Here is a 14500-nt window from a genome sequence, read left to right on the forward strand (position 1 = left end):
GTCGAATGTCCGGGCCGGGCATGCCGGCCCGGCGTGTCGCGCGAATGCGTAATATAGCCCGGTGCCCGAAGCCGGGTATTGTCGAAGGGGGAAAGGGGCGCCGCCGCCGGTGTCGCCGGCCCGAACCCGGAGGGCGGCGGCGCGCCGCGCTCAATGCGGCAAACGCAGGATCGGCTTGAGCGTGATGCCGCTGCTGCTGTCTTCCGCTGCCTGGTTGATCTGCTCGAGCGGGTAGAACTTCACGAGCCGGTCGAACGGAAACCGTCCTTGCAGATGCAACTGCACGAGTTGCGGAATGAACGTCTGCGGCACGCTGTCGCCTTCGACGATGCCGCGGATCGACCGGCCGCCGAGCAGCAGGTTGTTCACGTCGAATTCCGCCCTGGTGCCGAGCTTCGGCGCGCCGACCACGCCGATCGTGCCGCGCGAGCCGAGCGCCTCGATCCCTTGCGACAGCACGGCCGGCAGCCCGGTCGACTCGAGCGCGAAGTCGGCGCCGCCGCCGGTGATCTCGCGAATCGCATCGACGACGTCCACCTGCTTGCTGTTGACCGCATGCGTCGCGCCGAGCTCGAGCGCCAGCTCGAGCCGCGACGGCACGATGTCGACGGCGATGATGGTCGCAGCGCCCGCGACGCGTGCGGCCATCACCGCACTCATGCCGACCGCGCCCGCGCCGAAGCTCGCGAAGCTGCTGCCCGGGCGCACCGCGAGCGAATGGATCACCGCGCCGGCGCCGGTCTGGATCCCGCAGCCGAGCGGCCCGAGCAGTTCGAGCGGCGCGTCGGCCGGCACCTTGATCGCGTTGTTCTCGCGCGCGAGCGCGTAGCTCGCGAACGACGACTGCGCGAAGAAGTGATCGTGCAGCGGCTGCCCGGCTTCGTCGCGGATCGCGGTCTGCCCGTCGGCATCGGCGCCGCCGAAATTCAGCCCGAAGAACTGCCGGCAATATGCGCCGTGGCCGCCGACGCACGACGGGCAGTGGCCGCACGCACCGTAGGTCAGCACGACGTGATCGCCCGCGGCGAGCGTCTTCACGTTCGGGCCGACCGCTTCGACGACGCCCGCGCCCTCGTGGCCGAGCACGGCCGGCAGCGGCACCGGGTAGTACTGGTCGCGCACGATCAGGTCGGTGTGGCACAGGCCGGTCGCGACGACGCGCACCAGCACCTCGTCGCCGCACGGCGCGCGGATCCGGGCGGATTCGATCGTAAAGGGGGCGCCGGCGGCGCGCGCGACGGCCGCGGTGACGGCGCGCGTATCGTTTTCGGTATACATGGTCGGTCTCCTCGTCAAATCGGATACGGCGGCGCTTCGCCCTTGATCGTCAGCCACTGCCACTGCGTGAATTCTTCCCAGTTTGCGCTGCCGCCGATGCTCGAGCCGTTGCCCGATGCGCCGACGCCGCCGAACGGGTTGATCACTTCATCGTTGACCGTCTGGTCGTTGATGTGCAGCAGCCCCGTGTTCAACCGTTCGCCGAGCCTGAGCGCGCGGCCGACGTCGACCGACAGGATCGCCATCGACAGCCCGTATTCGGTCCGGTTCGCGAGCGCGATCGCGTCTTCGTCGGTATCGAACGGCACGACGATCGCGACCGGCCCGAAAATCTCCTCGTCGAATGCCGGGTTGCCCGGCGCGACGCCGCTCAGCACGGTCGGCTCGAAGAACAGGTCGCGATGGCCGCCGCCTGTCTCGACGCACGCGCCCGCGCGGCGGGCCGCGTCGACCAGCTGCGCGGCATGGTCGCGTTGCGCGGCATTGATCAGCGGGCCGAGGCCGACGTCCGCGGTCGCGGGGTCGCCCACGCGCAGGCTTTGCGCTTTCTCGACGAGCTTCGCGACGAAGCGGTCGTGAATCGCGCGCTGCACGAGCACGCGGCCGGTCGCCATGCAGATCTGGCCTTGATGCAGATACGCGCCCCACGCGGTGTTGGCGACGGCGCGGTCGAGATCGGCGTCGTCGAGCACGATCAGCGAGTTCTTGCCGCCGAGTTCGAGCGACACTTTCTTCAGATGGCGGCCGGCCGCTTCGCCGACCTTGCGCCCGGCCGCGGTGGAGCCGGTGAACTGGATCATCGCGACGTGCGGATCGGCGACCAGCGCCGCGCCGGCCGCGCCGTCGCCGGGCAGCACGTGCAGCACGCCTTTGGGCAGGCCGGCGAGTTCGAACACGCGCGCGATCGCGATGCCGCCGCACACGGCCGTGCGCGGATCGGGTTTCAGCACGACGGCATTGCCGAGCGCGAGCGCCGGAGCGACCGCGCGCATCGCGAGGTACAGCGGGAAATTGAACGGCGAGATCACGCCGATCACGCCGCGCGGGCGGCGGCGCGCGAGCGACAGGCGCCCGGCCGCCGACGGCAGCACTTCGCCGGCCGCGCGCGACGGCAGCCCGGCCGCCTCATGCAGCGCCTTGATCGTGACGGACGTTTCGAACGACGCCTTCGCGCGCGTCGAGCCGCTTTCGCGCACGAGCCAGTCGACGATCGCGTCGAAGTGCGTTTCGGCGACGGCTGCCGCGCGGCGCAGCACCGCCGCGCGCTCGTCGTACGGCAGGCCGAACCACGCCGGCTGCGCGCGATGCGCGGCGGCGGATGCGTCGGCGATCGCCGCGCCGTCCGCGAGACCGATGCGGCCGAGCGTGTTGCCGGTGGCCGGTTCGATCACGTCGGCCGCGTGCGGGCTCGCGTGCCAGCGTCCGTCGAAGGTCTTGCCGCGCCACACGTCGGCGTCGAACAGAGGGGTGTTGCTGCTGCTATCCATGTAGGCTCCAGAAGAAATTCCAACTCGCCGGGTCGGGCGTTGCACCGCCCCGACCGGCATGCGCGCGAGGGTAGGCGGGCGGGACGCCGCCGGGCCATCCGGGTTTCTTCCCACCCGCCGCGCCCGCGTCGATCGGTGGCTGCATGCGTTCGCGTGTCCGGAAACTGGACACTTGCCGGGGGGCAGGCACTGCCATGCTCGCCGCGAATTCGATGGGCGGTCGGAGCCGCGGGCGGATGCCGGGATCGGCCATCGTCGTCGTGCCGGCCGGCGCGAACAGCGTGTTGACGGCGGACCGGCGCTCGCCCGTCACGAGCCCGAGCCGCGTATCGCTGGCGTTGCGCACGACTCCGGCCCGCGCGTAGCGCGTCGTGCGCTTCGACAGGAAGTACGACGCGCCGAGGGTGCCGAACAGCGCGTGGGTGGCGTGCCGTGCGCGGATCGATATTCAGACCATTGCGGGTATCGAAAGCCGGGAGAGCGATCCACCGCCCGGCACGTCATTTTTTTCTAAGGAAAACCCTGATAGGCCCCTTGCCGGGCGTGGGAGACGGCCTGATTTCGACCGGTTTCGCCGGCCTGGAAAGCGGCCGGCGCGTTTCTGTTCAAGCTGCGGCCCGCGTGTGCGACCGCCTTGTCCAGCAAGCCTCCCGGCTCGCATACCTAGCCAAAATAGGTATGGCGCACCGCAATATTTCGTGTCCAGAGCCGCATTTCGATACCTGTCAGGTATCAAAAAACACGCCCAAAAGTATTGGACGCTCCATTTCCCCGCCGCGTATAAATCCGTCCCATGAACTCCCCACTTGCAGCGTGCACCATGTCCTCAGTCACCATCGAACGCATTGAAACCCGCCTCGTCGATCTGCCGACGATCCGTCCGCACAAGCTGTCGGTTGCCACGATGCACGGCCAGACGCTGATGCTGGTGAAGGTGACCTGCAGCGACGGCGTGACCGGCCTCGGCGAAGGCACGACGATCGCCGGGATGGCCTACGGCCCGGAAAGCCCCGAGGCGATGAAGCTCGCGATCGACGCGTATCTCGCACCGGCGATCGTCGGCAAGGATGCGACGCGCATCCAGACGCTGATGGCGTTCCTCGGCAAGCTCGCGAAGGTCAATCACTTCGCGAAGAGCGCGCTCGAAACCGCGCTGCTCGACGCGCACGGCAAGCGCCTCGGCGTGCCGGTCAGCGAACTGCTCGGCGGGCGCCGCCGCGATCGGCTGCCGGTCGCGTGGACGCTCGCATCGGGCAACACGGCGACCGATATCGCCGAAGCCGAACGGATGCTCGAGCTGCGCCGCCACAACGTGTTCAAGCTGAAGATCGGCGCGAAGGCGCTCGACGCGGACATCCGGCACGTGGCCGAGATCAAGCGCGCGGTGGGCGATCATGCGTCGGTGCGCGTGGACGTGAACATGGCCTGGAGCGAAACGCAGGCCGCGCGCGCGATTCCGGCGCTGGCCGATGCCGGCTGCGAACTGGTCGAGCAGCCGGTGGCGTCGGCGGCGGCGCTCGCGCGGCTGATGCGCCGTTTCCCGGTCGCGCTGATGGCCGACGAAATCCTGCAGGGCCCGGACAGCGCGTTCGAGATCGCGAAGCAGAACGGCGCGGACGTGTTCGCGATCAAGATCGAGCAGAGCGGCGGCCTGTTCGCCGCCCAGCGCGTCGCGGCGATCGCGGACGCGGCCGGCATCGAGCTGTACGGCGGCACGATGCTCGAAGGCGCGTTCAGCACGGTCGCATCCGCGCACCTGTTCGCGAGCTTCGCGAACCTGCAGTGGGGCACCGAACTGTTCGGACCGCTACTGATTACCGAAGAGATCCTCACGACCCCGCTCGACTACAGCGATTTCGAGCTGACCGTGCCGGCCGGCCCCGGCCTCGGCATCGAACTCGACGAAGCGAAGGTTGCGCGCTTCACCCGCGACGGGCTGACGAAAGTTTCCCGCTAACCGACACCGTATCAGGACATCACGATGCTTTTCCACGTACGCATGGACGTCAACATCCCGGTCGACATGCCGGCCGCGGTGGCTGACGAAATCAAGGCCCGCGAGAAGGCGTATTCGCAGGATCTGCAGCGCAGCGGCAAGTGGCGCCATATCTGGCGCATCGCCGGCGAATACGCGAACTACAGCGTGTTCGACGTGTCCGGCAACGCCGAGCTGCACGAGATCCTGACCGGCCTGCCGCTGTTTCCGTACATGAAGATTTCGGTGACGCCGTTGTGTCGCCACCCGTCGTCGATACACGACGGCGACCTCTGAACCGCGGAGCCGTCCGTTTTCCGACAGCGAACACTCCGGGTCACCTTTCCCCCAAATACACGTGGAGACACCATCATGAGCGTCAAAGTTTTCGATACCAAGGAAGTGCAGGATCTGCTGAAGGCCGCGTCGAACGCGGGCGGCGACGGCGGCAACGCGCGCACGCAGCAGGTCGTGCTGCGCCTGCTCGGCGACCTGTTCAAGGCGATCGACGATCTGGACATCACGCCCGACGAAGTGTGGGCCGGCGTGAACTACCTGAACAAGCTCGGCCAGGACGGCGAAGCGGCGCTGCTCGCCGCCGGCCTCGGTCTCGAGAAGTTTCTCGACATCCGGATGGACGCCGAGGACAAAGCGCTCGGCCTCGACGGCGGCACGCCGCGCACGATCGAAGGCCCGCTGTACGTGGCCGGTGCGCCGGTGCGCGACGGCGTCGCGAAGATCGACCTCGACGCGGACGACGGCGCGGGCCCGCTCGTGATCCACGGCACGGTCACCGGTGTCGACGGCAAGCCGGTGGCCGGCGCGCTGGTCGAATGCTGGCACGCGAACTCGCACGGCTTCTATTCGCACTTCGACCCGACCGGCAAGCAGAGCGATTTCAACCTGCGCGGCGCGGTGAAGACGGGCGCGGACGGCAAGTACGAATTCCGCACGCTGATGCCGGTCGGCTACGGCTGCCCGCCGCAGGGCGCGACGCAGCAGCTGCTCGACGGCCTCGGCCGCCACGGCAACCGCCCGGCGCACGTGCACTTCTTCGTGACCAGCGACGGCCACCGGAAGCTGACGACGCAGTTCAACATCGACGGCGACCCGCTGATCTGGGATGACTTCGCGTATGCGACGCGCGAAGAGCTGATCCCGCCCGTCACCGACAAGACCGGCGGCGCCGCGCTCGGCATGAAGGCCGATGCGTACCAGGACATCGCGTTCGACTTCGTCCTGACGCCGCGCGTCCAGGGCAAGGACAACCAGATCGTCGAACGCCTGCGCGCTTCCGCCGCGGCATAACCGCCCGACGGCGCGGCGGCGCGGATGCGCCGCCGCCATGCCGGACCCCCGCGAGATTCAATCGATACCGATGCGAGCGTGCTTGCAGGAGCCGGCACGCGCGCAGGAGGAACCAACATGTCCGCCACGATCGACCACACCACCGAACTGGACCACCTGCTCGCGACCGCCGTGCAGGACGACAAGGAAGCCGGCGTCTTCCGCTGCCGCCGCGACATCTTCACGAACGAGGAACTGTACGAGCTCGAGCTGAAGCACATCTTCGAGAGCAACTGGGTCTACCTCGCGCACGAAAGCCAGATTCCGAACAACAACGACTATTACACGACGTGGATCGGCCGCCAGCCGGTCGTCATCACGCGTGACAAGACGGGCGAGCTGCACGCCGTGATCAATGCATGCGCACACAAGGGCGCGATGCTGTGCCGCCGCAAGCACGGCAACAAGGGCAGCTTCACGTGCCCGTTCCACGGCTGGACCTTCTCGAACACCGGCAAGCTGCTGAAGGTGAAGGACGAGAAGACGACCGAGTATCCGGTGCAGTTCAACACGCACGGCTCGCACGACCTGAAGAAGGTCGCGCGCTTCGAGAACTATCGCGGCTTCCTGTTCGGCAGCCTCAGCGCCGACGTGCTGCCGCTGGAAGACTACCTCGGCGAAGCGCGCGTGATCATCGACCAGATCGTCGACCAGGCGCCGGACGGCCTCGAAGTGCTGCGCGGCAATTCCTCCTACATCTACGAAGGCAACTGGAAGATGCAGATGGAAAACGGCTGCGACGGCTATCACGTCAGCACCGTGCACTGGAACTACGCGGCGACGATGGGCCGCCGCAAGGAAGACGGCACCAAGGCGGTCGACGCGAACAGCTGGAGCAAGTCGGTCGCGGGCGTGTACGGCTTCGACAACGGCCACATCCTGCTGTGGACCCAGACGATGAACCCGGAAGTGCGTCCGGTGTACCAGCACCGCGACGAGATCAAGGCGCGCGTGGGCGACGTGCAGGCCGACTTCATCGTGAACCAGACGCGCAACCTGTGCGTGTACCCGAACGTGTTCCTGATGGACCAGTTCAGCACGCAGATCCGCGTGGTGCGTCCGCTCGGCGTCGACAGGACCGAAGTCAGCATCTTCTGCTTCGCGCCGAAGGGCGAGAGCGAGGCCGACCGCACGACGCGGATTCGCCAGTACGAAGACTTCTTCAACGTGACCGGCATGGGCACGGCCGACGACCTCGAGGAATTCCGCGCATGCCAGGCCGGTTACGCGGGCATCACGGCGATGTGGAACGACCTGTCGCGCGGCGCGCCGCTGTGGATCGACGGGCCGGACGAGAACGCGAAGAAGATGGGGCTGAACCCGCGCATCTCGGGCGAGCGCAGCGAGGACGAAGGGCTGTTCGTGTGCCAGCACGAACACTGGGTGCACGTGATGCGCGATGCGCTGAAGAAGGAACGCGGGGAGGCCGCAGCATGAACATCGATTACCGGACCATCTGCGCGACGCTGTATCGCGAAGCGCGCCTGCTCGACGACCGCGAGTGGGACGCGTGGCTGACCTGCTACACGGAAGACGTCATGTACTGGATGCCCGCGTGGGACGACGACGACCGGCCGACCGACGATCCGCAAAGCCAGATCTCGCTGATGTACTACGCGGATCGCGGCGGCCTGGAGGATCGCGTGTTCCGGATCAAGACCGAGCGCAGCGGCGCATCGACGCCCGAGCCGCGCACCAGCCACAACGTGACGAACGTCGAGGTGCTGGCCGAGCGCGACGGCGAGGTGGACGTGCGCTACAACTTCGACACGCTGAACCACCGCTACCGCGTGACCGATCACTACTTCGGCACGATGTTCGTCACGCTGCGCCAGGTGGGCGACGCGCTGCTGATCTCGAACAAGAAGATCGTGCTGAAGAACGACTACATCCGTCAGGTGCTCGACGTGTACCACGTCTGACGCCGATTGTTTCGACCGTAACACAGGGAGACGATGTCATGTCCACCTACAAGATTGCACTGAACTTCGAGGACGGGGTCACCCGCTTCATCGACTGCAAGGCCGGCGAGAAGGTGCTCGACGCCGCGTTCCGCGCGAAGATCAACCTGCCGATGGACTGCTCCGACGGCGTGTGCGGCACCTGCAAGTGCCGCGCGGAAAGCGGCAGCTACGATCTCGGCGACGACTACATCGACGACGCGCTCACCGAGGACGAGAAGGACGGCGGCCTCGTGCTGACCTGCCAGATGGTGCCGCAAAGCGATTGCGTGATCGCGATTCCGACGTCGTCGGTCGCATGCAAGACCGGTCACAGCGCGTTCGCCGCGACCGTCACGAAGGTCGAGCAGCACAACGATGCGGCGATCGTGCTCGAACTCGACGTCGGCGCGGCCGCGCCCGTGTTCCTGCCGGGCCAGTACGTGAACATCGGCGTGCCGGGCAGCGGCCAGCACCGTTCGTACTCGTTCTCGTCCGCGCCGGGCGACGCGAAGGTCGGCTTCCTGATCAAGAAGATCCCCGGCGGCGTGATGAGCACGTGGCTCGAATCGGCGAAGCCGGGCGACACGCTCGAGCTGACCGGGCCGCTCGGCAGCTTCTACCTGCGCGACGTGCAGCGCCCGCTCTTGTTCCTCGCCGGCGGCACGGGCCTCGCGCCGTTCCTGTCGATGCTCGAGGTGCTTGCGCGCAGCGGTTCGCAGCAGAAGGTGCACCTGATCTACGGCGTGACGCGCGATCTCGACCTGGTGCTGGTCGACGCGATCGAAGCGTATGCGGCGAAGCTGCCGAACTTCAGCTTCTCGACGGTCGTCGCCGATGCGGCGTCGAACCACCCGCGCAAGGGCTGGGTCACGCAGCACATGCCGGCCGACGCGCTGAACGACGGCGACGTGGACGTCTATCTGTGCGGCCCGCCGCCGATGGTCGACGCGGTGCGCCAGTACTTCGACGACGCAGGCGTGAAGCCCAACAGCTTCCACTACGAGAAGTTCACCCCGAACGTCACGGCAAAGGCGGCATGACCATGCAACGATTCTCCGGAAAGGTCGTCGTCGTGACCGGCGCGGCGCAGGGCATCGGCCGCGGCGTCGCGCTGCGCGCGGCGGCCGAGGGCGGCAAGGTGCTGTTCGTCGATCGCGCGGATTTCGTGGCCGAGGTCGCGGCCGAAGCGGGCGGCGGCAACACGGCCGGCTTCGTCGCGGATCTCGAGACGTACGACGGCGCGCGCGCGGCGATGGCGTGCGCGGTCGACACGTTCGGCGGCATCGACGTGCTGATCAACGGCGTCGGCGGCGCGATCCGGATGCGGCCGTTCGCCGAATTCGAGCCGGCGCAGATCGACGCGGAAATCCGCCGCTCGCTGATGCCGACGCTCTACAGCTGCCACGCGGTGCTGCCGCATCTGCTCGCGCGCGGCGGCGGCACGATCGTGAACGTGTCGTCGAACGCGACGCGCGGCATTCGCCGCGTGCCGTATTCGGCCGCGAAGGGCGGCGTCAATGCGCTGACCTCCGCGCTGGCGATGGAATACGCGGAGCACAACATCCGCGTCGTCGCGACGGCGCCGGGCGGCACGCAAGCGCCGCCGCGCCGCGTGCCGCGCAATGCGGACGGCGACAACGCGCAGGAACAGGCATGGATGGCCGAAGCGGTGCGGCAGGTGACCGATTCGACGTTCTTCAAGCGCTACGGCACGCTCGACGAACAGATCGCGCCGATCCTGTTCCTCGCGTCGGACGAAGCGGGCTACATCACCGGCACGGTGCTGCCGGTCGCGGGCGGCGATACGGGCTGAACGGCGGCGGCTTGCCGAACCCGGGCTGCAACGTGCACGTGCCGCAGCCGCGCGTGCACGCCATTCGATCACGACATGAACGGCCGACGCCGACACGCCGGCCACGGAGATACGCATGCACAAGCGCGAAGCCATCATTCCGGCCGGAATGGAAGCCGTGTACGAAAAAATCGGCTATGCGCCGGCGATCAAGGTTGGCGACACCGTGTACGTATCCGGCCAGATCGGCCGCGATGCCGCGATGCAGCTGGTGGCGGATCGCGAAGCGCAGATCGTGCAGGCGTTCGAGAACCTCAAGCGCGTGCTGGAGGCGGGCGGCGCGACGCTCGACGACGTGGTCGACCTGACGACCTTCCATACCGACATGCGCGACCTGCCGCTGTTCATGCAGGTGCGCGACCGCTATTTGCACGCGCATCCGAAGCCGGCCTGGACGGCCGTCGGCGCGCACATGCTCGGCGGATCGCCCGGCTATATCGTGGAAATCAAGGCGGTAGCGGTGCTTGCGGGCTGATACCCGGCGCTGGAAATTCGTACTTCAAAACGATAAACGGATCGCCCCGCGCCAGCGGGCCGGTCCTGGAGACGCTTCATGACCCCTTCATCCGTTCGCTCGATTCCCGCGCTGATCGACGATGCGCCGCTCGGTGCGTTGCAGATCCGCGTCCTCGCACTGTGCGTGCTGATCGCGCTGCTCGACGGCTTCGACACGCAGGCGATCGCGTTTACCGGCCCGGCGATCCTCGCCGCGTTCCGGCTGCCGGCCGGCGCGCTCGCCCCGATCCTGACCGCCGGCATCGTCGGGATGACGATCGGCGCGATGACGCTCGGCCTCGTCGGCGACCGGATCGGCCGCCGGCCCGCGCTCATGATCGGCCTTGCGCTGTTCGGCACCGCGACGCTGGCCACGTCGTGGGCCGGCGACCCGCGGTACATCCTCGCGCTGCGCTTCGTGGCCGGGCTCGGGATGGGCGGCTGCACGCCGGTGCTGCTCGCGCTCGCGGCCGAATACTGTCCGGCCCGCCTGCGCGGCGCGGTAATGACCGGCGTGCTGCTCGGCCTGCCTGCCGGCGCGATGCTCGGCGGGCTGCTCGCCGCGCGCATGCTGCCGGTGATCGGCTGGTCGGGGATTTTCGTGGTGGGCGGCGCGGTGCCGCTCGCGGTGCTCGGCCTCGTCGTGCTGCTGTTGCCCGAATCGCTGTTCTACCTGGCCTCGCGCGGCGACGCACGCGCGCAGCAGCGGGTGCATGCGATGCTGTCGAAGATCGTCACGCAGCCGTTGCCGGCCGACGCGCGCCTGAGCGTGCCCGACGAAGCGACGGCGAAGGCGAGCGTCGCCGCGCTGTTTCGCGGCGGCTATGCGGGCAAGACGCTCGCGATCTGGGCGATCTACCTGCTGAACTGGATTGCATGGTTCATGCTGCTGTCGTGGCTGCCGACCGTGCTGAAGGCGGCTGGCCTGACCGCGCAGCAGGCGCCGGTCGGCACCGTGATCGTCAATGCAGTGTTCATCGTCTGCGCGATTCCGCTGTCGATCATGCTGCCGCGCGTGAATACGCGCAACCTGCTCGGCGCGATGTTCGCGTTCGGCATCGCGATCGCGATCGGCCTCGGCTACGCCGGCACGAACTGGGCGCTCGTGTTCGCGCTCGTCGGTGCGGCCGGGTTCGGGATCGGCGGGCAGCAGATCGCGCTGAACTACCTGATCGTCGGCGCGTATCCGACCGCGCTGCGCGCGACCGCGACCGGCTGGGCGATCGGAATGGGCCGCGCCGGCGCGATCGCGGGCTCCGCCGTGGGCGGCACGTTCCTGTCGTGGGGCGGGCCGTCCGGGTTCTTTCTCGCGCTGGCCGTGCCGCTCGCGCTCGCCGCGCTGGCCGTGTTCAGTCTGCGCGTGGATCGCACGGACGCCGAAGTCGCATCGGCCATCCCGCACTGAGCGTGCGCGGCAGGCGATCCGGCCCGCTCAGTCCTGCGCGGCCGGATCGTCGCGTTCCGCGGAAGGCGGCAGGTACGTCATGCCTTCCTCGTCGTACAGCGCGTAGACGAGGTTCAGCATGCGCTCGATGTCTTCGGACGCATCGAGCCGGCGCATGCTCATGATGATCGGCGACACGAGCCGCGGATCGTCGAGGTCGTGGTAAGAGATGTCGTCGCGTTTGAGCCCGTGCACGCTTTTCGGCACGATCGACACACCTTCGCCGGCCGCGACGAGCCCGAGCGCGATCTGCAGCTCGCGGGTTTCCAGCACGCGCGCCGGCTTCAGCGCACGATCGTGGAAGGCCGACAGCACCTGGTCCGCATAGCTCGGGCGCGGCGTTTTCGGAAACACGATCAGCGTTTCGTTGAGCAGGTCGTGCAGCGACAGCGGCGTAGTGACCGTGCTCAGCCGATGGTCGAGCGGCAGCGCCGCGATCATCGGCTCCTCGCGCAGCACGACGCGGCGCACGTTCGGATCGTTGAGACGGATGCGCCCGAAGCCGACGTCGATGCGGCCTTCCTTCAGCGCCTTGATCTGGTCCATCGTCCACATCTCGTGCAGGCTGAGCTCGACTTCCGCATGCTGCTGGCGATAGCGGCGAATGACTTTCGGCAGCATCCCGTAGAGCGTCGAGCCGACGAACCCGACCGACAGGCTGCGCTCGATCTTGCCGACGCGGCGCGTCATCGATTCGAGCTCGGCCGTCTGCGCGAGCAGCTGCACCGCATGCTGATGAAAGAAGCGGCCCGCCTCGGTGAGCTTCAGCGGTCGCGAATTGCGCTCGAACAGCACGATGCCGAGGATCTCTTCCAGTTGCTGGATCTGCCGGCTCAGCGGCGGCTGCGCGATATGCAGCCGTTGTGCGGCGCGCGTGAAGCTGCATTCTTCGGCGACCGCAACGAAATAGCGCAGATGGCGTAGCTCCATGGTCCTTGCCGTCGAGTGGGGGGATGCGAAGCCCGAGCCGGAGCCGGACACGGCCGAGTGAGGATATCGAGAGGCCGGGAGAAGAGTTAGTGCTCCATATTTTACTTGAGCTTCTTCTTTCGCGTGACGGATTTATGCGATCGGGACGCATCGTATCGCGGGTCCGCATTGCACCAAAGCAGGGCGAATCGCGCATGCATACCTCGCAGATATCAACCGATACCCAATCGGTGTTGGACGCGTTTTTTTGCGGCCGATAGTATCGACTCAAACAGTTGCAACCCGAAGAACGGAAACCATGCAACAAGGAGACATCCCCCGATCACATTCCTCGCCCGCCGGCATGGCGCGCAGCGCGCGTCGTTCCCGGTCCAGTCGTGCCTTTCGGACAATCGTGCCCGCGTTTCGGATCGACGGCCATCCGCCGTCATCGGATCGAATCGCCGGGAAATAAACCGATCCGATTTATCTCGATCAATTAGTCATACGTAGTAATCGGAAGCATTCATATTCAGGTTTGGAGACAGCATGAGATTTCAGCATCTCGTTGGCGGAGCTTTGCTCGGATTCGCGACGACCGGTTTTGCACAAAGCAGCGTGACGTTGTACGGCGTGCTGGATACGGGCGTCGAATACGTGTCACATGCGAACGCCGACGGCAAGGGCATCGTGCGGATGCCGTCGATCACCGGCGAGTTGCCGTCGCGCTGGGGGCTGCGCGGTTCCGAGGATCTCGGCGGCGGCTACAAGGCGGTGTTCGCGCTCGAAAGCGGCTTCAACGTCGGCAACGGCACGATGGGGCAGGGCACGCGCCTGTTCGGCCGGCAAAGCTGGGTGGGGATCGAAAGCCCGTACGGCACGCTGTCGTTCGGCCGCCAGTACACGATGACGTACTACGCGGTGCTCGATTCGGACCTGCTCGGCCCGAACATCTACGGGCTGCCGTCACTCGATGCGTACATTCCGAACGGCCGCGCCGACAACGCCGTCGCGTGGCGCGGCAAGTTCGGCGGCTTCACGGCCGGCGCGATGTATTCGTTCGGCCGCGATTCGGCCGGCACCGGCAACTCGCCGGGGCAGGGCACCTGCGCGGGCCCGACGCCCGGCGAAACGACCGTGTGCCGGCTGTGGTCCGCGATGCTGAAGTACGACTCGACGGCGTTCGGCGTGGCCGCGTCGTACGAAGAGCAACGCGGCGGCAGCGCCACCGCGGCCGCGAACTTCTTCGACGGCGTCAAGCCGTTGCCGCTCTCCGCGAGCGGCGACAAGGACGATCGCGCGCAGGTCAACGGCTACGTCAACGCGTTCGGCATGAAGTTCGGCGGGGGCTGGATCGGCCGCTGGGTCGATACCGATGCGTCGGGCGGCCCGAACCTGCACTCGAACCTGTTCTACCTCACCGCGAACTACTACGTGACGCCCGCGTTCCTCGTCGATACCGGCGTCTATCACGTGACCGTGTCCGGCCAGGACGCGCGCGCGACGCTGGGCGTGCTGCGCGGCACCTACTTCCTGTCGAAGCAGACCGCCGTGTATCTGCAGGGCGCGTATCTCGCGAACAGCGCGCATGCGGCGTTCTCGGTCAGCGCCGGCGGCGGCGGCACGACGCCCGCGCCGGGGCAGAACCAGGTCGGCGTGATGGCCGGGATCCGGCACATGTTCTGAGCACGCGGGCGCGGGCGGCGCACGAACCGCCCGCGACGCGATGCACGCGGCTGTCGCGCGTGCGGACGCGGTTCGATAGACGCG

13 protein-coding genes are annotated in these 14500 nt (G+C 67.5%); 10 read left to right on the top strand and 3 right to left on the bottom strand.

Annotated elements, in window-relative coordinates:
• Window positions 1-150 precede the first annotated feature (150 nt).
• Together DCN14_RS33915 and DCN14_RS33920 are read right to left on the bottom strand one after the other, a co-directional pair.
• Complete coding sequence (locus tag DCN14_RS33915) at window positions 151-1278, bottom strand: NAD(P)-dependent alcohol dehydrogenase (RefSeq protein ID WP_096507064.1); 1128 nt, start codon at window positions 1276-1278, stop codon at window positions 151-153.
• 14 nt (window positions 1279-1292) lie between these two features.
• Window positions 1293-2765, bottom strand: a complete 1473-nt coding sequence (locus DCN14_RS33920; RefSeq protein ID WP_096507063.1) for a benzaldehyde dehydrogenase — start codon at window positions 2763-2765, stop codon at window positions 1293-1295.
• A gap of 820 nt (window positions 2766-3585) precedes the next feature.
• Between DCN14_RS33920 and DCN14_RS33925 the strand changes: the two genes are divergently transcribed.
• The 9 genes from DCN14_RS33925 (at window position 3586) to DCN14_RS33965 (ending at window position 11782) form a co-directional block, all read left to right on the top strand.
• Entirely contained in the window at window positions 3586-4722 is a 1137-nt protein-coding gene (locus DCN14_RS33925; RefSeq protein WP_096507062.1) for a muconate/chloromuconate family cycloisomerase, read from the top strand.
• A 24-nt stretch (window positions 4723-4746) separates the two neighbouring features.
• Window positions 4747-5037 carry a muconolactone Delta-isomerase gene (catC, locus tag DCN14_RS33930; protein WP_096507061.1) on the top strand — a complete coding sequence of 97 codons (291 nt, stop codon included), beginning with the start codon at window positions 4747-4749 and terminating at the stop codon, window positions 5035-5037.
• A 75-nt stretch (window positions 5038-5112) separates the two neighbouring features.
• On the top strand, window positions 5113-6048 hold the full coding sequence (gene catA / locus DCN14_RS33935; protein WP_096507060.1) for a catechol 1,2-dioxygenase: 936 nt from the start codon (window positions 5113-5115) through the stop codon (window positions 6046-6048).
• Between the two features lie 117 nt (window positions 6049-6165).
• Window positions 6166-7524 carry a Rieske 2Fe-2S domain-containing protein gene (locus DCN14_RS33940; protein ID WP_096507059.1) on the top strand — a complete coding sequence of 453 codons (1359 nt, stop codon included), beginning with the start codon at window positions 6166-6168 and terminating at the stop codon, window positions 7522-7524.
• Window positions 7521-8009 carry a benzoate 1,2-dioxygenase small subunit gene (benB, locus tag DCN14_RS33945; protein WP_096507058.1) on the top strand — a complete coding sequence of 163 codons (489 nt, stop codon included), beginning with the start codon at window positions 7521-7523 and terminating at the stop codon, window positions 8007-8009. The genes DCN14_RS33940 and benB overlap by 4 nt, the downstream gene beginning before the upstream one ends.
• Window positions 8010-8047: 38 nt before the next feature.
• Entirely contained in the window at window positions 8048-9070 is a 1023-nt protein-coding gene (gene benC, locus DCN14_RS33950) for a benzoate 1,2-dioxygenase electron transfer component BenC (RefSeq protein WP_096507057.1), read from the top strand.
• The gene (benD, locus tag DCN14_RS33955; RefSeq protein ID WP_096507056.1) at window positions 9067-9843 is read left to right on the top strand and encodes a benzoate diol dehydrogenase BenD; all 777 of its coding nucleotides are present in this window, start codon (window positions 9067-9069) and stop codon (window positions 9841-9843) included. The genes benC and benD overlap by 4 nt, the downstream gene beginning before the upstream one ends.
• A gap of 115 nt (window positions 9844-9958) precedes the next feature.
• Window positions 9959-10357, top strand: coding sequence for a RidA family protein (locus tag DCN14_RS33960; RefSeq protein WP_096507055.1), 399 nt, complete (start codon window positions 9959-9961; stop codon window positions 10355-10357).
• Window positions 10358-10435: 78 nt separating this feature from the next.
• On the top strand, window positions 10436-11782 hold the full coding sequence (locus tag DCN14_RS33965) for an MFS transporter (RefSeq protein ID WP_096507054.1): 1347 nt from the start codon (window positions 10436-10438) through the stop codon (window positions 11780-11782).
• Window positions 11783-11809: 27 nt separating this feature from the next.
• Here DCN14_RS33965 and DCN14_RS33970 read toward each other — a convergent pair whose 3' ends face one another.
• A complete protein-coding gene (locus DCN14_RS33970) occupies window positions 11810-12751 on the bottom strand; it encodes a LysR family transcriptional regulator (protein WP_096507053.1) in 942 nt (313 codons plus the stop codon).
• A 528-nt stretch (window positions 12752-13279) separates the two neighbouring features.
• On the opposite strand from DCN14_RS33970, the gene DCN14_RS33975 reads away from it, so the two are divergent.
• Complete coding sequence (locus DCN14_RS33975) at window positions 13280-14416, top strand: porin (protein WP_096507052.1); 1137 nt, start codon at window positions 13280-13282, stop codon at window positions 14414-14416.
• Window positions 14417-14500 lie beyond the last annotated feature (84 nt).

The sequence above is a fragment of the Burkholderia sp. IDO3 genome, assembly GCF_003366075.1.
GTDB classification, from domain to species: Bacteria; Pseudomonadota; Gammaproteobacteria; order Burkholderiales; family Burkholderiaceae; genus Burkholderia; species Burkholderia anthina.